This window comes from Spartinivicinus ruber (assembly GCF_011009015.1).
Lineage (GTDB): Bacteria > Pseudomonadota > Gammaproteobacteria > Pseudomonadales > Zooshikellaceae > Spartinivicinus > Spartinivicinus ruber.
In genome coordinates, this window is record NZ_CP048878.1 from 4,910,467 (window position 1) to 4,933,363 (window position 22,897).

At 42.5% G+C, this 22,897-nt stretch carries 25 protein-coding genes and 1 tRNA gene; 3 read left to right on the plus strand and 23 right to left on the minus strand.

Features of this window, described 5'->3' with window-relative positions; translation table 11 throughout:
* Positions 1-4: 4 nt before the first annotated feature.
* The 17 genes from G4Y78_RS22320 to trmJ all read right to left on the minus strand — a co-directional run bounded on the left by G4Y78_RS22320 (position 5) and on the right by trmJ (position 14,790).
* On the minus strand, positions 5-667 hold the full coding sequence (locus G4Y78_RS22320; RefSeq protein WP_163835103.1) for a YfgM family protein: 663 nt from the start codon (positions 665-667) through the stop codon (positions 5-7).
* 106 nt (positions 668-773) lie between these two features.
* On the minus strand, positions 774-2,045 hold the full coding sequence (hisS, locus tag G4Y78_RS22325) for a histidine--tRNA ligase (protein WP_163835104.1): 1,272 nt from the start codon (positions 2,043-2,045) through the stop codon (positions 774-776).
* A gap of 192 nt (positions 2,046-2,237) precedes the next feature.
* The gene (ispG, locus tag G4Y78_RS22330) at positions 2,238-3,350 is read right to left on the minus strand and encodes a flavodoxin-dependent (E)-4-hydroxy-3-methylbut-2-enyl-diphosphate synthase (protein WP_163835105.1); all 1,113 of its coding nucleotides are present in this window, start codon (positions 3,348-3,350) and stop codon (positions 2,238-2,240) included.
* A 5-nt stretch (positions 3,351-3,355) separates the two neighbouring features.
* Positions 3,356-4,411, minus strand: a complete 1,056-nt coding sequence (locus tag G4Y78_RS22335; protein WP_163835106.1) for a RodZ domain-containing protein — start codon at positions 4,409-4,411, stop codon at positions 3,356-3,358.
* Complete coding sequence (pilW, locus tag G4Y78_RS22340) at positions 4,401-5,210, minus strand: type IV pilus biogenesis/stability protein PilW (protein WP_163835107.1); 810 nt, start codon at positions 5,208-5,210, stop codon at positions 4,401-4,403. The genes G4Y78_RS22335 and pilW overlap by 11 nt, the downstream gene beginning before the upstream one ends.
* Before the next feature lie 50 nt (positions 5,211-5,260).
* Positions 5,261-6,403, minus strand: coding sequence for a 23S rRNA (adenine(2503)-C(2))-methyltransferase RlmN (gene rlmN, locus G4Y78_RS22345; RefSeq protein WP_163835108.1), 1,143 nt, complete (start codon positions 6,401-6,403; stop codon positions 5,261-5,263).
* A 45-nt stretch (positions 6,404-6,448) separates the two neighbouring features.
* Entirely contained in the window at positions 6,449-6,880 is a 432-nt protein-coding gene (ndk, locus tag G4Y78_RS22350; RefSeq protein WP_163835109.1) for a nucleoside-diphosphate kinase, read from the minus strand.
* A gap of 109 nt (positions 6,881-6,989) precedes the next feature.
* Positions 6,990-7,190, minus strand: a complete 201-nt coding sequence (gene iscX / locus G4Y78_RS22355; protein WP_163835110.1) for a Fe-S cluster assembly protein IscX — start codon at positions 7,188-7,190, stop codon at positions 6,990-6,992.
* A 14-nt stretch (positions 7,191-7,204) separates the two neighbouring features.
* On the minus strand, positions 7,205-7,543 hold the full coding sequence (gene fdx / locus G4Y78_RS22360; RefSeq protein WP_163835111.1) for an ISC system 2Fe-2S type ferredoxin: 339 nt from the start codon (positions 7,541-7,543) through the stop codon (positions 7,205-7,207).
* Between the two features lie 10 nt (positions 7,544-7,553).
* Entirely contained in the window at positions 7,554-9,410 is a 1,857-nt protein-coding gene (gene hscA, locus G4Y78_RS22365) for a Fe-S protein assembly chaperone HscA (RefSeq protein ID WP_163835112.1), read from the minus strand.
* A gap of 172 nt (positions 9,411-9,582) precedes the next feature.
* Positions 9,583-10,134: a Fe-S protein assembly co-chaperone HscB gene (hscB, locus tag G4Y78_RS22370; protein WP_163835113.1), complete on the minus strand. Its 552-nt coding sequence runs from the start codon at positions 10,132-10,134 to the stop codon at positions 9,583-9,585.
* 20 nt (positions 10,135-10,154) lie between these two features.
* Positions 10,155-10,478 carry an iron-sulfur cluster assembly protein IscA gene (gene iscA / locus G4Y78_RS22375; RefSeq protein ID WP_163835114.1) on the minus strand — a complete coding sequence of 108 codons (324 nt, stop codon included), beginning with the start codon at positions 10,476-10,478 and terminating at the stop codon, positions 10,155-10,157.
* Between the two features lie 80 nt (positions 10,479-10,558).
* On the minus strand, positions 10,559-10,942 hold the full coding sequence (iscU, locus tag G4Y78_RS22380; protein WP_163835115.1) for a Fe-S cluster assembly scaffold IscU: 384 nt from the start codon (positions 10,940-10,942) through the stop codon (positions 10,559-10,561).
* A 40-nt stretch (positions 10,943-10,982) separates the two neighbouring features.
* Positions 10,983-12,191 carry an IscS subfamily cysteine desulfurase gene (locus G4Y78_RS22385; RefSeq protein ID WP_163835116.1) on the minus strand — a complete coding sequence of 403 codons (1,209 nt, stop codon included), beginning with the start codon at positions 12,189-12,191 and terminating at the stop codon, positions 10,983-10,985.
* 157 nt (positions 12,192-12,348) lie between these two features.
* Positions 12,349-12,849 (minus strand): Fe-S cluster assembly transcriptional regulator IscR, encoded by a 501-nt coding sequence (iscR, locus tag G4Y78_RS22390; protein WP_163835117.1) that lies wholly within the window; start codon positions 12,847-12,849, stop codon positions 12,349-12,351.
* 286 nt (positions 12,850-13,135) lie between these two features.
* Positions 13,136-14,020: a serine O-acetyltransferase gene (gene cysE, locus G4Y78_RS22395; RefSeq protein WP_163835118.1), complete on the minus strand. Its 885-nt coding sequence runs from the start codon at positions 14,018-14,020 to the stop codon at positions 13,136-13,138.
* A gap of 11 nt (positions 14,021-14,031) precedes the next feature.
* Positions 14,032-14,790: a tRNA (cytosine(32)/uridine(32)-2'-O)-methyltransferase TrmJ gene (gene trmJ / locus G4Y78_RS22400; protein ID WP_163835119.1), complete on the minus strand. Its 759-nt coding sequence runs from the start codon at positions 14,788-14,790 to the stop codon at positions 14,032-14,034.
* Between the two features lie 208 nt (positions 14,791-14,998).
* Between trmJ and G4Y78_RS22405 the strand changes: the two genes are divergently transcribed.
* The gene (locus G4Y78_RS22405; protein ID WP_163835120.1) at positions 14,999-15,811 is read left to right on the plus strand and encodes an inositol monophosphatase family protein; all 813 of its coding nucleotides are present in this window, start codon (positions 14,999-15,001) and stop codon (positions 15,809-15,811) included.
* Between the two features lie 63 nt (positions 15,812-15,874).
* Here G4Y78_RS22405 and secF read toward each other — a convergent pair whose 3' ends face one another.
* From secF to queA, 5 genes are all read right to left on the minus strand, one after another.
* On the minus strand, positions 15,875-16,798 hold the full coding sequence (secF, locus tag G4Y78_RS22410; RefSeq protein ID WP_163835121.1) for a protein translocase subunit SecF: 924 nt from the start codon (positions 16,796-16,798) through the stop codon (positions 15,875-15,877).
* A 36-nt stretch (positions 16,799-16,834) separates the two neighbouring features.
* Positions 16,835-18,697, minus strand: a complete 1,863-nt coding sequence (secD, locus tag G4Y78_RS22415; protein WP_163835122.1) for a protein translocase subunit SecD — start codon at positions 18,695-18,697, stop codon at positions 16,835-16,837.
* Between the two features lie 155 nt (positions 18,698-18,852).
* Entirely contained in the window at positions 18,853-19,182 is a 330-nt protein-coding gene (gene yajC, locus G4Y78_RS22420) for a preprotein translocase subunit YajC (RefSeq protein ID WP_163835123.1), read from the minus strand.
* A 44-nt stretch (positions 19,183-19,226) separates the two neighbouring features.
* On the minus strand, positions 19,227-20,360 hold the full coding sequence (tgt, locus tag G4Y78_RS22425) for a tRNA guanosine(34) transglycosylase Tgt (RefSeq protein ID WP_163835124.1): 1,134 nt from the start codon (positions 20,358-20,360) through the stop codon (positions 19,227-19,229).
* 31 nt (positions 20,361-20,391) lie between these two features.
* Complete coding sequence (queA, locus tag G4Y78_RS22430) at positions 20,392-21,423, minus strand: tRNA preQ1(34) S-adenosylmethionine ribosyltransferase-isomerase QueA (RefSeq protein WP_163835125.1); 1,032 nt, start codon at positions 21,421-21,423, stop codon at positions 20,392-20,394.
* 201 nt (positions 21,424-21,624) lie between these two features.
* On the opposite strand from queA, the gene G4Y78_RS22435 reads away from it, so the two are divergent.
* Positions 21,625-21,711, plus strand: a tRNA-Leu gene (locus tag G4Y78_RS22435).
* Positions 21,712-22,016: 305 nt separating this feature from the next.
* The gene (locus G4Y78_RS22440; RefSeq protein WP_163835126.1) at positions 22,017-22,400 is read left to right on the plus strand and encodes a hypothetical protein; all 384 of its coding nucleotides are present in this window, start codon (positions 22,017-22,019) and stop codon (positions 22,398-22,400) included.
* Positions 22,401-22,543: 143 nt separating this feature from the next.
* Here G4Y78_RS22440 and G4Y78_RS22445 read toward each other — a convergent pair whose 3' ends face one another.
* Positions 22,544-22,753, minus strand: a complete 210-nt coding sequence (locus tag G4Y78_RS22445; RefSeq protein WP_163835127.1) for a cold-shock protein — start codon at positions 22,751-22,753, stop codon at positions 22,544-22,546.
* Positions 22,754-22,897 lie beyond the last annotated feature (144 nt).

Below are 22,897 nucleotides of genomic sequence, written 5' to 3' on the forward strand. Positions count from 1 at the left end.
TTCCTTACTGAACAGCTAAATCATCTAACTTGACTTGAATAAATAGGTTGGGCTGACCATTGTCTTTACTGGCATCCAGAGCTTTTTGATAAGCTTCACGAGCTTTTGCTTGATCACCTTGAGCCAAGTAGACGTCTCCTTTGAAGGATTCATAGTTGGCCGCAAATTTACCCGCATCAATATTTTCAACTAGCGCTAACGCCTTATCTGCCTGGTCAGCAGACTCCGCAAAAATAACCCGTGCCAAGCGCAGCTTGGTAACCAGTTTAAGGTTTGTATCAATATCTTGTTTTAACACCCACTCCAATTCAGTTTTAGCTGCAGCCAGGTCTTTTTGAGCTACAGCTTGCTTTGCTTTGACAAATGCAGCAAATACAGCATAAGTCGTATCTGAAAACTCTGTTTTTAACTGGTTGGCAAGATGATCCAAAGAAGCTTTATCTTCATCACTTAAATCACCTTGAGCAGACTTCCCTGAAACTTCCAATAGGTCGCTATAAAGCGCTGATGCTTCAGCAGCAACTGATAGTTGGTGGTTTTGCCAGCCCTTGTAACCGAACACGCCAGCCAGTGCGACACTGATACCAACCAAAATGGCTGTACCATTTTCTTTCCACCATCTTTTCAGTGCTTCTAACTGCTCTTCCTCAGAACGGTAGGCTTCCACCCTTCACTCCTATACAAATTTTTATCTGTCATTCATTTCACTACTAAATGCGCTGCATTTTTAGCAGCCGCATATAATAGCACAATATATTGCACGAGCCGCTAAGTTAAAGTTTTTCTAACTCGGCGATTAATTGATCAAAATCCAGCGTTTGTTGCGGTTTATCTGCTCTCAACCACTTAAGGGTTACTTGCTGCTGCTCATGTTCAGACTCACCAATAATAAGTGCAACAGAGGCTCCAGACTTATCTGCCCGTTTCATTAGGCTTTTAAAGCTACTGCCACCACATTGGGTTTGCAACCTGAGCATAGGCAACACTGAACGTATCTTTTCTGCAACCGTTAAGGAATATCCAGAAACATCTCCAACTCCCAGCAAAGCTACATCAACTTGTTGTTTGGCAGCATCAGGAATTTTATTCAGCGACTCCAGCATTAAAATCAGCCGCTCCAACCCCATTGCAAAGCCGACAGCCGGTGTAGGCTTTCCTCCTAATTGAGTTACTAACCCATCATAGCGACCACCCGCACAAACTGTTCCTTGTGCACCTAACTCGTCTGTAATCCACTCAAAAACAGTATCACAGTAATAATCTAAACCACGTACTAATTTAGGATTAATTTGATAGCGAATATTGGCTTGATCCAAGATTGCTAATAATTGATCAAAATGCGCCTTAGAAGTTTCATCTAAAAATTCTGTTAAAACTGGCGCGCCGTTTAAAACAGCCTGTGTTTGAGGATCTTTACTGTCTAATATACGCAGTGGATTAGACGACAAGCGCCGCACACTATCTTCATCTAGCTGATCTTTATATTGATTGAGGTATTCAACCAGCGCCTCTCGATAACGAGTACGTGATTCAGTTGTACCCAGCGAGTTAACTTCTAATCGTACGACATTATCAATACCTAACATTTGCCATAACCGGAACGTCATGATGATCAGTTCTGCATCAATATCTGGCCCTTGCATGCCAAATGCTTCAACACCTAGCTGATGAAACTGACGATAACGTCCCTTCTGAGGCCGCTCATGGCGAAACATTGGCCCCATATACCACATTCGCTGTATTTGGTTAAAAATCAGTCCATGCTCTATGGCAGCTCTCACGCAGCTAGCAGTACCTTCAGGCCGTAAGGTTAAGCTATCTCCATTGCGGTCATCAAAGGTGTACATTTCTTTTTCAACGATATCGGTCACTTCACCAATAGAGCGTTTAAATAAGTCAGTGCTTTCAACGATGGGCGTACGAATTTCGTGGTAACCATAGGCTGCCTGTAGCTGGCGAATTATTTGCTCAACATACTGCCAACTACTAGACTCAGCAGGCAGAATATCATTCATCCCACGAATTGCTTGAAGTTTTTTCGCCAAGGAACTGTACCTTATCTATCTAAGTCTGCTTTTAATATTCAATAAGTTTTGTTAGACACTGGTTAATAACTGATGTTTAGTAGCCAGATATGACAAAGGGTCAATTTTACGGATATTCGCTACAACTGACCATAGTTGTTTAGGAGAGAGACTAAAAAAGGCCAAAATAGGCTGGCCTTTTAAGAGGGGTAACTAAGCTTTGGCAATTACATTGGCTAGCTCCTGTTCTTTCTGCCTAGCTTTCGTACGAATCATGTCTTCTAAGTGATCCACCAACGCGTCATTTTTCAGCTTGTGGCTCGGTTTACCATCTTCATAAATCAAGTTATTGGGTGTACCCCCAGTCAAACCAATATCAGCTTCTTTAGCTTCACCTGGTCCATTCACTACACAACCAATCACAGCAACATCCAACGGCACATTAATATCTTCCAGGCGTTGCTCCAGTTCGTTCATGGTTTTAATTACATCAAAGTTTTGTCGTGAGCAGCTTGGGCAAGCAATAAAGTTGATACCTCGAGTACGCAGCTTAAGGCTTTTCAAAATGTCATAACCAACTTTTACTTCTTGCACTGGGTCAGCTGCCAGTGACACTCGCAGGGTGTCACCTATACCATCCATCAACAACAACCCTAAACCAACAGAGGATTTTACCGCTCCAGACCGAAAGCCACCTGCTTCGGTAATACCTAGATGAAGGGGTTGATCAATTTGATTAGCCAACAAACGATAGGCAGCGACTGTGGTAAAAACATCTGAAGCTTTCAGGCTGATCTTAAATTCCTGGAAATCAAGTTTATCTAGGATATCAATATGCCGAAATGCAGACTCAACCAGCGCTTCTGGTGTAGGCTCACCATATTTCTTTTGTAAATCCTTTTCTAAAGAACCAGCATTTACCCCGATACGGATTGGAATGCCTTTATTTTTTGCAGCATCTACAACGGCACGAACACGGTCTTCTCTACCAATGTTGCCTGGGTTGATGCGTAGGCAATCCACCCCGTTTTCAGCTACCTTCAAGGCAATACGATAATCAAAGTGTATATCTGCAACCAAAGGCACAGAAACCTGCTTTCGTATGCGTGCAAAAGCATCTGCAGCCTCAAGAGTAGGTACTGAAACCCTTACAATGTCTGCACCGGCTTCTTGTAGTGCTTCAATTTGCCCTACAGTGGCAGCTACATCACAGGTTTCAGTATTAGTCATACTTTGCACTGAAATCGGTGCGTCACCACCAACTGCTACATCTCCCACATGAATCTGGCGTGATTTACGTCTTTTTATGGGGGACTCAGCAAACATGAAGATTACTCCTTACCTAGTACTAACCTGGCAACATCACCACGGGTAAATGGGGTTACATCAACTGCCCCCCCATTAAACTGGAGCGATTTTACCATACTTGCTTTGCCTAGCTTAACTTTAATCTGGCCTGTTTGTTTAAGTTCTAGTTTACTGCCTTCCCTATACAAAGCCTTGACTAAGGCATTGCCAGTTTTAGCATCTCTGACTTCCGTCCAGCATTCACCACCAAAAACAATCAGTAAATGATTAACACCCTCTTCCACTGGAAGAGCTGCCTGAGTGAGCTCACTCTCACTTTCTGCCTGTAATGTAACAGCCGTGCTTTCAGACTGCTCATTATTAATATTACTTTCATTAACCGCAGTAGTAGTTTCATCAATTTGAGGGGTTACAGGCTCACTAACCTCAGGCTCTTCTGTAACAGCCAGTACCTGTGTTGCTTCTTGCTCAGGTAATACCTGCTCTGCTATAGCTTCAGCTACGGCTACTTCAGTTGGCTTATTAGCATCAACATCTACAGCTTGCTGTTCTTGCTGCTGGGCCTCTGCCAGCACATTAACGACAGTTTCTCCAGTTACCGTCTCAACGGTAATCTCTCCATCTTCCAGGTCTGCCGTAGCCCCCTCAGTAAGTGGTTGATTAACTTCGTTTTGCCACCAAACAACCGTCAGTGCTACAAGCACACCAACTAACAGATAAGTAAACCATTTAAACACAGGATGACTAGCTTCTTCCGGCGCCTCGACTTCTTTAACTGAGATGAGCCTCTGTTCTGCTGACTTAGAGCCCGTAAAGCGTTCAAAGGCTTGAATAACCTGATTGGCATCCAGACCAACAAAATCAGCATATCGCCTCAAATAGCCTCTAACAAAAGTGAGCCCTGGCAACTCGTCAAAGGCCGAACTCTCTAAGGCCTGAACATAGTCCACACTTATCTTTAGGCTATCAGCAACTTCACTTTGCTCAACACCAATGTTTTGTCGCTGTTGCGCGAGCATTTCCCCTGGAGTGATATGATCCTGGTATGACTCCAAAGGCTGATGATTTTCACTCTTCATTCGATAATAAACCCTGGTACTGCTTTAGCTCTTCTGAGCCAGGATACATCTTTTTCAGCATCAAACCATAGCTGGCAGCAACATCATTATCTTGAAATACTTTGGCAATTTGTACACCCAACAATAAAGAGCGAGCATTCTGGCGGGACAGCTTTTTAAATTGCTCATAATGCTCTTTCGCTTGTGTATACTTTTTTTGCTGAAAAAATATTTCTGCAAGTTCAAAGTACGCTCTTGGAAGCCTTTTATTTAGCCGCAAGCCTTTTTCAAAATAATGCTGAGCCTCTGTTTTCTTACCCAGCTTAAGCGCTACAAGCCCCATGTTTTGATAAGAGTAACTACGCTTGGGGTAATAAACATTTGAGGCTGCTTTATCTAGTTGCTCTAATGCTTCTTCGTAGCGCCCTTGGGCATATAAAAATGCACCATAGTTATTGTGTACATCGGAAGGCTCATCACTATAGCTGATGGCTTTCCGAAAACTTTTTTCAGCGAGTTCATTCTCACCTTCCAGCTGATTGACCATAGCAAGTACTGAGTAAGCCTCACCAGAACGGCTATCATATTCCAGTGCTTTTTCTAACGGCGGCCTAGCCTGACCCGCTTTCCCTGATTGGATATAAGCCTTAGCTAAACCAATTTGCGCAGCAACAACTTTATCTTCATCAATTTTTTTACCATTCTGCGTTGTTGTCACACAGCCCACTTGCAGGAGAAGCAACACACAACCTAGCAGTACGTTATTGGTTGTTCTTTTATTATTAGTCACCATAGCCCCCATTGGATTTACAGCTGCCACAAAACTATTGCAACTGTCCTATATAACAAAATAATTAACTCGTATTTTAATCAAAGTGGTCTAACTTGCTCAGACGCGAGTTGCTTTACATTCAGTAACTTATCTCTATAACGCTCACTGCGGCGGGTTTTATCATTCACCTGCCCTGCCAATTGACCACAGGCAGCATCAATGTCATCACCACGCGTACGCCTTACTGTAGTATTGTAGCCTGCATCTAAAAGCTTTTGCTGAAATGCTCTAATCGCATTATTGCTTGGCCGCTGATAATCAGATAAGTCAAAGGGGTTAAAAGGTATCAAATTAATTTTACAAGGAATATTACGTAGCAGCTCTACTAATTGCTTAGCATGTTCAGGCTGGTCATTAACCCCTTTAATTAAAGTATACTCAATGGTAATACGTCGTTTGTCGCTTAATCTAGACATATATTCCATACAAGTTGGTAGTAGCACTTCAAGGGGATATTTTCTATTTAGAGGTACCAACTCGTTACGAAGTTCATTATTCGGTGCATGCAATGAAAGCGCTAAAGAAACATCAGTAACATCTGCCAACTTTTTCAATGCTGGTACAACGCCTGATGTACTTAATGTGACTCGACGTTTAGAAATTCCATAGCCAAAATCTTCCATCATTAGGTTCATTGCATCCACAACATTATCAAAGTTGAGTAATGGCTCCCCCATTCCCATCATGACAACATTGGTAATCGCCCTATTTTCTTTATGAGGAATACTATTAAACGACTTCGCAGCAATCCATACTTGACCAATAATTTCAGCCGCTGTCAGATCTGAATTAAAGCCTTGTTTTCCGGTAGAACAAAAACTGCAGTCCAATGAGCAGCCCGCTTGAGAAGATACACATAAAGTGCCTCTACCACTTTCGGGAATAAATACAGTTTCAACACAACTACCACTTGCGACTTTGACAATCCATTTACGAGTACCATCTTCAGAAAACTGCTGACTGACTACTTCTGGCCCTCTAATTTCAGCTAGCTTTGCCAGCTTTTCCCGTAAAGACTTACCTAAATTGGTCATATCCTGAAAGTTGTCTACACCAAAATGGTGAATCCACTTCATGACTTGAGTTGCCCGAAATTTTTTCTCACCAATAGACTCAAAAAAAGCCTCCAATTTAGGCTTGGTTAAACCTAATAGGTTGGTTTTAGCAACAGCACTGGTCATTTTATTCACCTTTCAACGCAGACAACTTCAACTCACTTAGTTCTATTAGCGAGTGCGAGGGCAAACTTCTTCATCAGCAAAGAAATAAGCCACTTCACGAGCCGCTGACTCAGGAGAGTCAGAACCGTGCACAGCATTTTCATCAATCGTTTCTGCAAAATCTGCACGGATAGTGCCTGCAGCCGCTTCTTTTGGGTTAGTTGCTCCCATTAGATCTCGGTGAACTGCTACGGCATTTTCACCTTCTAAAACAGAAACGACAACCGGCCCAGAAGTCATAAAAGCAACCAAGTCATTAAAGAAAGGACGCTCTTTATGCTCAGCATAAAAGCCCTCTGCTTTTTCTTTGGAAAGATGCAGCATCTTTGCAGCTACGATTTTGAGACCCGCTTGCTCAAAACGGCTATAAATTTGGCCAATAACATTTTTAGCAACAGCATCAGGCTTAACAATTGATAAAGTACGTTCAACTGCCATTTGTTCACGTCTCCAAGTTGAAAAAAATTATTTTAAATAAATTAAACCCGCGAATTATACGCGGGTTTAGGGAAAATGCACCTTATAGTACTCAACTCTAGAAACCCGTTTAATCGGCTTCTTCAATCCATGCCATTTGAATTGCTTCAAGGATTTTTTCGCCGCAGTGGGACGGATCATCTTCAAACTCTTCAAGCGCCATCACCCAGTTGCGTAAATCAACAAAGTTGACATAACGAGGATCAACATCTTCGTGGCGCTCTGCTAGCTCAATAGCTATCTCTTGAACATCAACCCACTTTAAGCCCATCGTTATTTATCTCCTTAGTGACGCTCAGAAACCTGATTAATAGTATACTTAGGAATCTCTACCACCAGATCCTGATCGGTAACTAGTGCTTGACAACTTAAGCGAGACTCAGGCTCCAACCCCCATGCCTTGTCCAGCAAATCTTCTTCCAGCTCATCAGGCTCTTCCAGTGAGTCATAGCCTTCTCGCACAATGACATGGCAAGTAGTACATGCGCAGGACTTCTCACATGCATGCTCAATTTCAATATCATTACGCAATGCTACATCACAAATGCTTTCACCCTGCTCTGCTTCAATTACTGCCCCTTCAGGACAAATTGTTTCATGGGGCAAGAATATGACTTGAGGCATAATCAGTTACCTAAATACTGTCTACTGAATGGCCTGTTAAGGCTTTCTTGATAGATTCATTCATCCGCTTGGCTGCAAATAATTCCGTCAGCTGACTGACTTTGTCTATTTGACGCTTTAACACCAAGTGGTCCTTTTCCTCTGCTAACAACTGTCTCAATTGCTGCATTTCTGTAGTAATCGCTTGTAACTCAACCTCAGCCAACAACTTCTCACCATCTTCAGCTAATGCAGCACCAACCGCTTCAAGTAAACGCTCAGCTTCCACTTGTTGTTCACGTAAGGTTCTTGCTGCGGCATCTTCTGAGGCATAGCCAAATGAATCTTTCAACATGTTGCTAATAGCTTCGTCAGTTAAACCATAGGAAGGTTTCACCTGAATGCTGCTTTCTACTTCACAGGTTAACTCTTTAGCAGTGACACTTAGCAAGCCATCAGCATCTACCTGAAGAGTCACTCTCACCTTACCTGCACCAGCAGCCATAGGTGGAATCCCTCGCAGCACAAAACGAGCTAGCGAGCGATTATCCTGAACCAGCTCTCGCTCACCTTGATAAACATGAATGACCATACCCGTTTGGCCATCTTTATATGTGGTGAAGTCTTGAGCCTTCGCCACAGGAATAGTGGAATTTCGATGGATAATTTTTTCCATCAACCCACCCATGGTTTCGATACCCAATGAGAGTGGAATCACATCCAGCAATAGCATGTCATCGCCAGATTTATTCCCCACTAAAATATCTGCTTGAATCGCCGCCCCCAAAGCAACCACTTGATCAGGATCGATTTCAATCAGAGGCTCCTGACCAAAGAATGTTTTCACCTGCTCGCGGACAGCCAGAGCACGAGTAGAACCACCAACCATGACAACCTCATTGATATCATGCGGTTTTAAGCCAGCATCCCGTAAAGTCTGACGGCAGGATTTGATCGTTTTTTGAATAAGTGGGCTTAAAATTTCAGCCAGTTGTGAGCAGTTTAATTCTCCTTGCCACTCATCATAACTCACTGCAACTTGTTGCTGCTTAGCCAATAACTCTTTCGCTTCACAGGCAGCAACTAATAGCTGGCGCTGTTGAATGGCACTCAACTGATTAGCATCAACTCCAGCCTGCAGCAATATCCAGCTTGCAATGGCATGGTCAAAGTCATCGCCACCTAAAGCAGAATCACCACCCGTAGCAAGTACTTCAAATACGCCTCGATTTAGCCGCAAAATTGAAATATCAAAGGTACCACCACCTAAGTCATAGACAGCAATCACCCCGTCTTTACCTTGATCTAAGCCATAAGCTACAGCCGCTGCTGTCGGTTCATTCAACAGCCTCAACACTTTAATACCAGCTAATATGGCAGCGTCTTTTGTGGCTTGTCGCTGGGCTTCATCAAAATAGGCTGGCACAGTAATAACAGCTCCTGCCAATTCACCACCCAGCGATGCTTCTGCACGCTTTGCTAAACAGGTTAAAATATCAGCTGACACCTGTACTGGGCTTTTATCACCTGCAGCCGTTTGGATTAAAGGCATTCCCTCATCACCTTTAAACTGATAAGGCAAAACCTCCCCTAATGACTTTACATCACTAACCCCTCTACCCATTAGCCGTTTAACAGACTGAATAGTATTGTAAGGGTCTGATGTTGCAAGCTTTTTTGCTGCTCGCCCAACCAATAACTGCTCCCCGCCATAGTAAACAACCGAAGGTAATACGGATTGCCCTTCTTTATCTCTTAGAGTTTCAGGACTACCACTCCTTACAGTTGCCACAAGTGAGTTAGTAGTGCCTAAATCAATCCCCACTGCCAGCTTATGCTGGTGAGGTGCAGGGCTTTGGCCGGGTTCTGATATTTGCAATAAAGCCATGATAAATCTTTATATTATTTCAGTACTGTCTCAATTAACTTACCGCACTTTTCCATAAACTCAATAAATAGAAGCAGCTCATTAAGCAGCTTCTAGCTAGCTAAACATTTAGCTCATAAGGGCAGTAAAAATATGGGGGAGTTAAGCAAAGAAAGTTTGCCTTAACTCAAGCTCAGTCATCAAGCTCCGCTTCCAATAACTCCGCCTCAGAAAGTAATTTATCAACAAAAAGCATTTGTTTTGCTAAGGAGGCAGCAAGGACTAGTGACTTTGAGGTATTTTCCTGCCAAGCACTAACAAACTGTTGCTGAAGTGAGTTGGATTTTTTTTCAAAAATTTGAAAAAGCTTAGCAACAGCTGCATCTGGATCAGTAGAACCCTTCACTTCATCCAACTGCTCACGCCACTCAAGTTGCTCCATCAAAAAGCCTGAGTCCATTACAGTATTATTTTCTGTATCCAGTTCAACGCCTTTCAGTGACAACAAATAAATTGCCCGTTGGGTCGGTTTTTTCAGGGTACTATAGGCTTCGTTAATGTGAGCAGTATATTGAACTGCTATCCGCTGCTCTCTCTCAGAAGCCCCTGCAAATCGGTCTGGATGAGCGACCTTTTGCAGCTGGCGATAACGACTTGCTAAATTCGCAAGGTCAAGATCAAACTGAATGGGGAGATCAAAAAGCTCAAAATAGTTTGCACTTAGGTCGAAGGCGTTGATTATCATTGGCTACTTTCAAAGTCAGATTACACGTTAAAGCTTTCACCACAGCCACACTCGCTGGATACATTAGGGTTATTAAACTTAAACCCTTCATTCAAGCCTTCTTTAACAAAGTCGAGCTCTGTTCCATCTATATAAACAAGACTTTTTGGGTCAACTACAATTTTGACACCTTTACTTTCAAACACCTGATCTTCTGAAGCTAGCTCATCAACAAACTCAAGTACATAGGCAAGTCCTGAGCAGCCGGTAGTTTTGATACCAACGCGAATGCCCACACCTTTAGCACGATTAGCCAAATAACGTGTCACGTGATTAGCTGCAGATTCCGTGAGGGTAATTGCCATAGTTCTTAGTACCTACAATATGCTGTTATCTGAGAGACTTCTTACTACAAACCATTAAAAGCTACCTCAAAGCATTGAGACTAGCTTTCTTTCTTGCTGCGGTAATCTTGAACTGCTGCTTTGATCGCATCTTCTGCTAACACAGAACAGTGAATTTTAACTGGAGGTAACTCCAGCTCTTCAGCAATACTGGTGTTTTTGATTTGCTCTGCCTCATCAATGGTCCTGCCTTTCATCCACTCAGTCACTAACGAACTCGAGGCGATAGCTGAACCACAACCATAGGTTTTAAACTTGGCATCTTCAATGACACCTTCGTCATTAACTTTGATTTGTAAGCGCATAACGTCACCACAAGCAGGAGCACCGACCATTCCAGTTCCCACAGAGGGGTCATCTGCATCTAACTTGCCCACATTACGCGGGTTTTCATAGTGATCAATTACTTTATTACTGTAAGACATCTTGAACTCCTCACCCTTGATATCAGGCTATGGCTATTTGTTAATGAGCAACCCACTCAACTTTCGAAATATCAACACCGTCTTTATACATATCCCACAACGGTGATAGCTCTCTTAACTTAGACACTGCCTTACACACTTGCTCTGCTGCATAATCAACATCTTCTTCTGTGGTAAAGCGCCCTAAAGTAAAACGTAAAGAGCTATGGGCCAGCTCATCATTAACCCCTAAAGCTCTTAGCACATAAGAAGGCTCTAAACTGGCAGAAGTACAAGCAGAGCCAGAAGATACAGCCAAGTCTTTAAGTGACATAATGAGTGACTCACCTTCAACATAGTTGAAGCTAACATTCAAGTTTCCAGGCAGGCGTTGGGTATAGCTACCGTTAACATATACCTCTTCCATATCCTTAAAATGGTCCCAAAAACGATTACGCAAAGCTAATAAGCGCTCTTGTTCAGAAGCTAACTCTTCTTTCGCTATTCGAAACGCTTCGCCCATGCCCACAATCTGATGAGTCGGCAATGTACCAGAACGCATACCACGCTCATGGCCACCACCATGGATTTGCGCCTCTATTCTTACTCGAGGCTTACGACGAACAAACAGTGCACCAATACCTTTTGGGCCATAGACTTTATGGCCCGAGAATGACATCAGATCGACTTTTAAATTGGCTAAGTCAATATCAATTTTCCCTGCACTTTGAGCCGCATCCACATGGAAAATTATTTTTTTCTCACGAGTAATTTCACCGATTGCTGCAACATCAGTAATCACTCCGATTTCATTGTTAGCATGCATCAGCGAAACCAAAATAGTATCTTCACGAATTGCATCAGCCACCACTTGAGGCTCAATAATACCTTCGGCATTGGGCTCAAGATAAGTGACTTCAAAGCCCTCACGCTCAAGTTGACGGCAAGTGTCGAGCACCGCTTTGTGCTCAATCTTAGAGGTGATAATGTGCTTGCCTTTTTTCTGGTAAAAATGGGCCGCACCCTTAATAGCCAGGTTATCAGACTCTGTAGCACCCGATGTCCAAACTATTTCACGAGGATCACAGTTCACCAAGTCCGCCACCTGCCGCCTGGCATTCTCAACAGCTTCTTCTGCTTTCCAGCCATATGCATGGGATCTTGAGGCAGGATTACCGAAGTTTGTTGTCAGGTATTCTGACATTTTCTCAGCCACTCTAGGGTCAACCGGAGTGGTAGAAGAATAATCCAGGTATATCGGTAGTTTCATTGATTACTATCTCCAGCGCTTACTACGCTCCAGGCTTAATCTCGATTCAGTCTAATTACTGCTGTTTTTGTTGTTGATCGTTTAATCTTTTTAATGCTTCAACTTATTTATTCACACGGTAAAAAGTAGTCGTAACTCAACTTTAATATTGACTAATTTAAGTTAATGATGAAGCATCAATTCTCTCTACTGGTTGTTGCTCACTTTGCTTTTGGCTGCTCACCCGTTCCTCTTGGCGAGAAGCAACATCACGTACTTCCCGCTGAGCAACCAAGTCAGCCAAGCTAATACCACTCAAAAAATTATGTATTTGTTTGCTCAAATCACACCACAAATGATGGGTCAGGCAAGTATCGCCTTGTTGACAACCTGTCTTGCCATGGCAACGGGTCGCATCAACAGATTCATTTACTGCATCAATGACTTGAGCCACATGGATTGCTTGAGATGAGCGGCTTAACTGGTAGCCACCACCAGGTCCACGAATACTAGTCACTAGCTCATTACGCCTTAGTTTGGCAAACAGTTGCTCCAGATAAGATAATGAAATTCCCTGCCGCTCAGATATATCTGCAAGCGCAACTGGCCCTTTATCAGCATGTAGGGCAAGGTCTAACATTGCTGTAACTGCGTAACGGCCTTTGGTAGTTAAGCGCATGTCGATTACTCTGTAGGTCGATTGCTGTTATCGCTTACAATTCTGAAAAGCCCTGTATATAATTGCCGCTTCGTTTGCTCTGCTCAGACATTCAAGCGCCCACACATCAAGCAACGGTTTGTATAAGCTCCAAGCTTTTCATAGGTGACAGGGATAACTTAACAAGGGCTTGATAAACCTTTCCTGCCACCAAAAACTTATCAGCAGGCTTTAATTAAAGATTATGCTAAAACCAACTAAAATGATCAAGTATTTAACCTAGTATTTTAGTCAAGTATTTTTACTGCTAAGCGACATTATCTTTATCTTTTTCTTCCGCAGGTTCATCCACCTCTTGTTCAGCTTGAGCTGAGCTTTCAAAGTTAAAAGACTTCTGGTCAGAATAAGAGTCAACCACTGAGTTCGAATGGCCATTTTCCTTTACTGAAACAAAGTCTTCTTCATTTAACTCCGGCAATGCTTTATCACAGTAATTAATACCTAAGTCTTTCAGGCCTGTGCACATGACATCAATTTTGGTATCAACTGCATGTAAATGCTCCAACAAGCTTGTTACTGCCTTAGCGACAGGGTCAGGCATATTTTGCGTTACCCCATAAGCATCAAAGCCAATTTTTTCTGCCATCGCCTGGTGACGAGGGTCTACCCCATTAGTAGAAACTTTCTGAATGATTCGCCCCGGAATTCCCACCACCGTAGCTCCTGCTGGCACCGGTTTAGTGACCACTGCATTTGAGCCAACTTTGGCATTTTCACCAACAGTGAAAGGCCCAAGCACTTTGGCACCTGCACCAACAACTACTCCATTAGCCAAGGTAGGGTGACGCTTACCTTTGTTCCAACTGGTTCCTCCTAAGGTAACCCCTTGATATAGAGTTACATCATCACCAATTTCAGTAGTTTCACCTATTACAACTCCCATTCCATGGTCAATAAAAAAGCGTCGCCCGATGGTTGCACCTGGATGAATTTCAATGCCCGTTAGCAAACGAGCAATAGATGAAATAAACCGAGCCAGCCACTTAAAACCTTTACACCAAAGCTTGTGGCTTAAACGATGGAACAGTAAAGCATGTACTCCTGGATAACTGGTTAATACCTCAAAGGTATTCCTAGCTGCAGGGTCACGATCAAAAACACTGGCAATATCTTCTCGGAGACGCTCAAACATGGTGAATTAGCCTATGATTTAGTCTTGCTAAGTTGTTTGATTATCCGTTGGGTATCAGACAAAACACCGCGCAGCATGTTAACTTCTCTACTATCTAACATGGCTCGCTGGAATAAACGGCGGAACCTTGTCATAACCATCCCCGGATTAGTGGGGTCAAGAAACTCAATTTGAGTAAGCAACTCTTCAAAGTGAGCTAAAAATCGTTCTACTTCTTCATGGGAAGCATCAGGAAAGGCACTTTCATGGGATGCTAGCTGGTTATTTACTGGTTTATCTTGCGCAAGCTGATACATTCGAAGCTCATAAGTAACAACTTGAACTGCTGCCCCAAGATTCAATGAACTATAACCTTCACAAGCTGGAATATTGACATGGTAGTTGCACAGAGCCAGTTCATCATTAGTTAAACCACGATCCTCTCGCCCAAATACGATAGCAACTTGTTTACTTGCCTCACAGGCTTGCCCTGCTAGCTCAGCACACTCTCTAGGGTTGATCAATGGCCAAGGTATTTTCCTTTCACGGGCACTGGTGCCTACTACTAACTGACAATCCCCAACAGCCTTTTGCAAACTAGACACAACCATAGCCTGATCAAGTATATCTTCAGCACCTGCCGACCGACTTGTAGCATAAGGGTGAGGGTATTCGTCTGGTGCAACTAACCGTAAATCACTCAGCCCCATGGTTTTCATTGCTCTAGCAACTGCCCCAATATTACCAGGGTGAGAGGTGTTTACTAACACCACTCTAATATTATCCAACACAAGTCGTACCCAACTGTCTTATTCGGTGAAATCAAGCCGCTAATTTTAACAGAGTTCCTACCTACAAAGTAACTGGTAGAAAGTATGAGCAGCCCCATACCTGTTAATTTCCCCATATACCAATACTGATGAACTAAAATTAATGACTGCAAGTTATTGTCTGATATAATTTCTTTTTTGTTCTTTTACATGCCAAAGTGATTTTCCTATGCAACCAATGCTTAACATAGCCTTGAGGGCTGCCCGCAATGCTGGTGACGTGATAGAGCGCGCTATCGAGCAGCTTGATGTACTAGCCGTAAACAAGAAAGGCGAGCGCGACTTTGTTACTGAAGTAGACCAGGCTGCAGAAAAAGTTATTCTGCGTACATTAAAAAAAGCCTATCCAAATCATGGGTTCTATGGAGAAGAAACAGGCCATCACCCTGGCCATGGCGAAGGTCAAGAATACCTCTGGATAATTGACCCACTTGATGGCACCACTAACTTTATTCATGGCATTCCTCACTTCGCAGTTTCCATTGCTTGTCAATATAAAGGCCGTATTGAACATGCCATTGTTTTAGACCCAATCAGTAAAGAAGAATTTTCTGCTAGCCGTGGCAGAGGTGCACAACTCAATGGTAAGCGCATTCGCGTCAGCAAAAATAGACCTTTAAACGAATCCTTAATTGCAACTGGCTTCCCTTTCCGTCCAGATCAAATGGATAGAATTGATGATTACCTTGGCATGTTTAAAGCGCTGGTTGAGCAAACTGCCGGGGTTCGTCGAGCTGGGTCTGCAGCCCTTGATTTAGCCTATGTAGCTGCTGGTCGTTATGACGCTTACTGGGAGTTTGGCTTAAGCCAGTGGGACATTGCTGCCGGCATATTACTAGTTCAAGAAGCCGGTGGACTGGTTAGCGATTTTAAAGGTGGCCATGAATTCATGGATAACGGTCAGATTGTTTGCGGCAACCCAAAGTGTTTTAAAACAGTATTGCAGCAAATTCAGCCCCACCTATCAAAAGGCTTCAAATAAACTCAAAACAAGAGCACCCAAGAAAAAAGGTGGCTTAATGCCACCTTTTTTCTTTTCGACTGTTTATGGAAGCTCGTCGGCAGGCTCTTGCTCCACCTCTGGCGGCATTAAGTCTTCGCGACTAATCTTCATCAGCAGCAGTATATTAGCTGCCACATAAATTGATGAATAAGTACCAACACCAACACCAATAATTAAAGCTAACGCAAAGTTATGAATTAATTCACCACCATAAATAAATAATGCCACTAACACTAACAACGTAGTAAGCGAAGTAACCAAGGTTCTGCCTAATGTTTGAGTAAGGGAGGCATTTATCACTTCGATTGGCGTTGCTTTCCTTAATTTTCTAAAGTTTTCACGAATACGGTCAGCAACAACAATGGTGTCATTCAGTGAATAACCAATAACAGCTAGTAGTGCAGCCAACACGGTTAGGTCAAAGCTCAAATTAAAAACAGAAAAAACACCAAGTGTAATAATGACATCATGGGCCAATGCTAGTACAGCCCCCAGCGCAAACTTAAACTGGAAACGAGCAGCGATATAAAGCATCACCACTCCAAGCGCTAGCAACATACCCAGTCCACCATCCTCTCGTAGCTCTTCACCCACTTGAGGACCAACAAACTCTGAACGCCTTAACTCAATTTCTCCGTCATAAGATGATTTGAGTATTGCAGCCACATCATTCCCCAGTGATGGTTTATCACCTGCAATACGTACCAACACATCCTTATCTGAGCCAAAATCTTGCACTACCGCATCAGGGTAGCCAGCAGACTGTAACTCTTTACGAATATTTTCCAAGTCGGCAGTTTTATCATAGCCAAGCTCAATTAAAGTTCCTCCTGTAAAATCCAAACCAAATTGCAGTTGGCTGGAAAAGAGCGAAATAATCGAGCCTAACACGAGGGCGATAGAGAGCGCAGCAGCGACTACCCGCCCGCCCATAAAATTCAACACTTTTTCGTTGTTGTCATTCATCCTTTTGCCTTTAATCTGCTATCAAAACTAAGAAAGTTATATCCACAGCTTTTTCAGTTGACGACCACCATGGGTCAAATTAACCAATCCACGCGTCACTACGATGGCAGTAAAAATTGAAGTCACAATACCGATAGATAAAGTGACAGCAAAACCTCGTACTGGGCCAGTGCCCACTCCATAAAGAATAATAGCGACTAACAAGGTGGTAATATTTGCATCCAGAATTGTCACAAAGGCACGGTCATAACCTTCATGAATAGCATGCTGCAAGGGCAATCCACGCTTCATTTCTTCTTTAATTCTGGAGAAAATTAACACATTCGCATCCACCGCCATCCCCACAGTCAATACAATCCCTGCTATACCTGGCAAAGTCAGAGTAGCTGATAAGATAGACATAAAGGCGATTAACAGAACCAGGTTTAACCCCAAAGCAATATTGGCAAATAAACCAAATACTTTGTAATAAACCAGCATAAATAACAGCACCAAAATAAAGCCTACCACCACAGACTTAAAGCCCAGCTCAATATTTTCTTTACCCAAGCTTGGACCAACAGTACGTTCCTCAACAAAGTACATTGGCGCAGCAAAAGCACCCGCTCTTAGTAGCAGAGCCAACTCTTTGGACTCTGCAACAGAGTCCAAACCAGTGATTCTAAATTGAGTACCCAGCGCGGATTGAATAGTGGCTAAGCTAATAACCTTTCTTTCTTCTTTAAACCTTGTTTCTTTGACAATGGTGGTTTTACCATCAACCACTTGCTCAACTTCTTTGGTATAAGGCCGCTCTTCAATAAAAATAACTGCCATGCGACGACCAACATTAGTACGAGTCGACTTATTCATCAGCTGACCACCACCTCCGCTCAAGGTGATATTAACTTGAGGGCGGCCATTTTCATCAAAGCTATCACGAGCATCAGCAACCTGATCTCCCGTCACAATAATTTTCTTTTCTAACTTAGCCTGGCTGCCCTCTTTGCGATCAACAATTTCATATTGACCTGCTTTGGCATCAAGAGGGGCTTCTAAACGAAACTCCAGGTTAGCGGTTTTACCAATGATTTTTTTAGCTTCCGCAGTATCTTGCACACCTGGCAGCTCAACAACTATTCGATTACGGCCTTGTCGTTGTACCAGTGGTTCTGAAACCCCTAGCTCATTAACCCGATTTCGCAGTGAAGTCAGGTTCTGCTTAATAGCGTAATCCTCAATATCTTTTACTTTTAGCTCAGAAAACTGATAGCTCACCCAATAAACAGCGCCATCTTCACCAGCATTCACTTGAAGATCCGTATACTTACCACGAATCATACTGATCGCCTTATCACGGTTGCCTTCATTTTTGAAATTCAACACCCAGCGAGTATTGGTAGAATGGTTTGCAACCTTATAGCGTACACTTTGTTTACCAAGCTCTGAGCGAACTTCGTTGTGAATACCTTTTAACCGAGTAGCAATAGCTTTACCCATATCCACTTCCAATAAAAAGTGAACGCCCCCACTCAAATCCAAGCCCAGTTTCATTGGGCCTGCCCCCATCGACCGCAGCCAATCAGGTGTCGTTGCTGCTAGGTTGAGGGCAACAATATATTCATCCCCTAGCCAATCTTTAATAATTGACTTAGCCTTCAACTGATCTTCAAAGCTAGTTAGCCTGAGTAACCCCCCACCTTTACTAGTCACTTCAAATGCTTTTATCTCAATATTTTGCTTCTGTAAGCGCTCTTTGGCTTGCTGAAGGGTTGACTCAGAAATTGGATTTACAGACCGATCATGGGAGATTTGAATGGCTGGATCATCTTGATACAAATTGGGCAATGCATAAATTACCCCTATCGAGACAATAAAAATGATGAGGAAATACTTCCAAATTGGATACTTATTGAGCATGGTTCTGCCCTATATTCCTTCTTGTTTCAACAGAACCCGGCAAGCCAGTGCTTGCCTGACGGGTCAGTGGTTGGCGGGTTAATCAACTAACAAAGGCTATTAAAAAAAGCTTTTTCTCTAGCTGAACCGTTAGTGATGATTAAGTCGCTAGATTATTAAATCGCTTTGATAGTACCTTTTGGTAATACTGCAGATATGGCCTGCTTCTGAAAATTCAACTCCACATTGTTAGAAACCTGCAATGTGACAAATTGTTCAGAGACCTTTGTGACTTTACCTACAATCCCACCATTAGTAACAACCTCATCGCCCTTGTTAAGGTTTTCAACCAGCTGCTGATGATCTTTCATTCGCTTTTTCTGTGGGCGAATTAACAGGAAATAAAATACTGCAACCATTAGCACCAACATGCCAATTTGAATCATCCCACCACCTTGTGGTGCAGCAGCTGGAGCGGCAAAAGCTTCGTTAATAAATAAACTCATTGTTGTATTACTCCGTTGTTAATATAAATCAGTATTTGTATGCACTAACCTAGCGAAGGTACTGTTTCACCGCGTTTTTGATAAAACTCTGCCACAAATTCAGTTAGCTGATGATTTGCAATGGCTTCCCGTAAGCCCGCCATCAGCTTCTGGTAATAACGCAAATTATGAATCGTATTGAGCTGAGAGCCTAGAATCTCTTTACACTTGTCCAAATGATGCAAATAAGCTCGACTAAAATTATTACAGGTATAACAATCACACTCAGCATCTAATGGGCCAGTATCTGCTTTATTGGCCGCATTACGAATTCTAACCACTCCTGTAGAAGTAAATAAATGTCCGTTACGAGCATTTCGGGTGGGCATTACACAGTCAAACATATCAACACCTCGTCTGACTGCCTCGACAATATCCTCAGGTGTACCCACACCCATCAAATATCGGGGCTTATTCTCAGGCATCAAGGGGGTCACCCCAGATAACACCTGCATCATTTCATGTTTTGGCTCCCCAACCGATAAACCACCTATCGCATAGCCATCAAAATCAATTTCTTTTAATGACTTAAGTGACTGCTCACGCAGATCCTGATACATCCCCCCTTGAATAATCCCAAATAAAGCAGAGGGGTTATCACCATGGGCTCGTTTGCTTCGATCTGCCCAACGTAATGACAACTCCATTGAGCGTTTGGCTTGATCATGTGTGGCAGGATAAGGCGTGCATTCATCAAATATCATCACAATATCTGAGCCAAGTGCTCGTTGCACTTCCATAGAACGCTCGGGGCTTATAAATACTTTGGAACCATCAACGGGTGAACGAAAAGTCACACCGTCTTCAGTAATTTTTCGCATTTCACCCAAACTAAAGACTTGAAAGCCACCAGAATCAGTCAGAATAGGCTTTTCCCAGCCGATAAAGTCATGCAAGTCACCATGTGCAGAAATAATATCTGTGCCAGGCCTTAGCATTAGGTGAAAGGTATTACCCAATATAATTTGTGCGCCAATGCCTTCTATATCTCTTGGTAACATCCCTTTAACGGTGCCGTATGTACCCACCGGCATAAAGGCTGGTGTTTCAACAACACCTCGCGGGAAATGCAACCTGGATCGGCGGGCAAGACCATCTGTCGTAACTTGCTCAAACTTTAAAAAACATTCACGAGCCATAAAGTACTCAACACTATTTAAATAAAATCAATTAATTCTGACGTTGGCTGATAAACATGGCGTCGCCATAACTAAAGAATCGATATCTTTGCTCAACCGCTTCCTGATAAGCTTTTTTGATTGTTTCTGCACCTGCAAACGCTGACACCAACATCAGCAATGTGGATTCTGGTAAGTGGAAATTAGTTACTAAGGCATCAACCGCTTTAAACTGATAACCTGGGTAAATAAAAATATCAGTTTCCCCTTGGTAAGGTGCAATTTCACCCGTCATACTCGCAGTTTCTAAACAGCGCACACTAGTGGTACCTACTGCAATAACGCGCTTACCTGCCGCCTGAGTTTGCTTCACTAACTGGCAAACTTCCGGTGTCACTTCAATCAGCTCAGCATGCATTTTATGGTCTAGCACATTGTCTACCCTGACTGGCTGGAATGTTCCTGCCCCCACATGCAAGGTAACAAATGCTTTATTAATACCTTTTTTTTCAAGCTGAGAAATTATTGCCTGATCAAAATGCAAACCTGCAGTTGGTGCAGCTACCGCTCCGGGTTTGCTGTTATATACGGTTTGATATCGTTCTCTGTCTGCCAACTCATCATCTCGCTTCATATACGGCGGCAGTGGCATATGGCCAATTACGTCTAAAACATCTAATACAGTTTGTGTTCCAGGAAACTGCAGGCGGAACAAACTATCAACTCGCTCGAGCATGGTCACCCAGACATCATTTGCCAGTTTGATTCTACTACCTGGTTTGGGTGGTTTGCTTGCCTTGATGTGAGCTAATACTTGGCTATCCGACTCAATTCGTTCCACTAATATTTCTAGCTTACCGCCAGTTTCTTTCTGACCAAATATTCTGGCAGGAATCACTCGGGTATCGTTAAACACCAACAGATCGCCAGGTTGTAACATATCAACTAGCTGGCAAAACTGTTGATGAGCAATCTCACCCGTCTTTCCATTCAAGCATAGTAGCCTGCTTCCCGAGCGAGATTCTAAAGGATACTGGGCAATCAACTCTTCAGGTAGTTCAAAGCTAAAATCTTTAACTTGCATGTTTCAGTACAACAGCTATAAAAACACGCTAGCTTACCGAAAAAGTGCCGCTGGACCAATCAGAAAAAGTAGATTCTCATGGAAACCCTTGATGAAAATAGGGACAGCTAGCCAGGGTTAGAAGTGTGCATACGCAATACAGCTGATTGGAAATTAACAGTTGACCTTACATAATCCTTTGTTATACTTCGCACCAATTATGCCAGCGTGGTGAAATTGGTAGACACGATGGATTCAAAATCCATTGCTAGCGATAGCGTGGCGGTTCGAGTCCGCCCGCTGGTACCATTCAAAAGTAAAAAACAATAATCAAACCCCAATTCCAAGCTTAATTTAAATAAACCTTATCCTATTACTAATTTCACGTAGCTTCTAAAAAAAAACCAGCTTTACAAGTTAAAACATTATTTTTCTGCAGACAGTATTTCTGTCTTTGTTATCTGATTTAATAAAAACATTAACAAAGCCCTTCGCCCTGTTTTTTATAAACAAAGCAGCAAATTATTATTCAGAAATTCAAAAACCCCTCTAATATTGCCCACTAAACTTTTAAAATCAGTCTTGAATTACAACTAATACCACAAGAGCTTAGTATGAACCAATCTAATACTTCTTTACCTGATAATTTCAAGTCAAAACTGACTCAGCTATTTAAACTGGTTCTACAATTAATTTCCCTTTTATTCAGCACTGCTGGCACATTTGCAATTGTTGCCACTATCTTTGTAGTAATTTTACAAATATTACACTTTATTGAGTCAGGTCACTGGGTAAATTTCACCCCCGAAATACTATTTGGTAAATGTTATTGCCCCTTCTTTACCCACGACATTATACAGAAAGTAGGCTTGTCAGGCATGCTATTTAGTACTGGAATTGTATTATTGTTCGGCGGCTACCTAGTAAACCTTTCTAGTACTAGAACTGTATTAGTGACAATTAAATTAAACAGAGCTACGCCTAGCGTTGAAACCTAGTTATGGTTAAATAACTACTATTAGATAGCCACCACAACATTTTCAGACAATACAAAGGCAAAATTAAGAGGGATTGATAAGAATAAAGAGACTTGGGGCAGTGCAATAAACACCACCCACAATATATAAGCAATAATTATTACTTATAGGGGAACTACATTCTCAGCTTGCAAGCCTTTAGGCCCTTGAGCAACAGTAAACTGTACTTGTTGACCTTCAGTTAACACTTTAAACCCAGTACCTTGAATAGCACTATAATGGACGAACACATCAGGGCCCGACTCTTGCTCCAGAAATCCAAAGCCTTTTGATTCGTTAAACCACTTAACTGTGCCAGTTTGTTGATTAGACATAGATCGATCCGATATTAATTAAGCACATGAATTATAGGGTAAACAGGAGTGCCGTCAACTCAAATAATTACATCCAATGTGCTGAACTTTTAACATTACTTTACAACGTAAAGCTAACCTGTAGCCTTGTTTATTCACTTTATT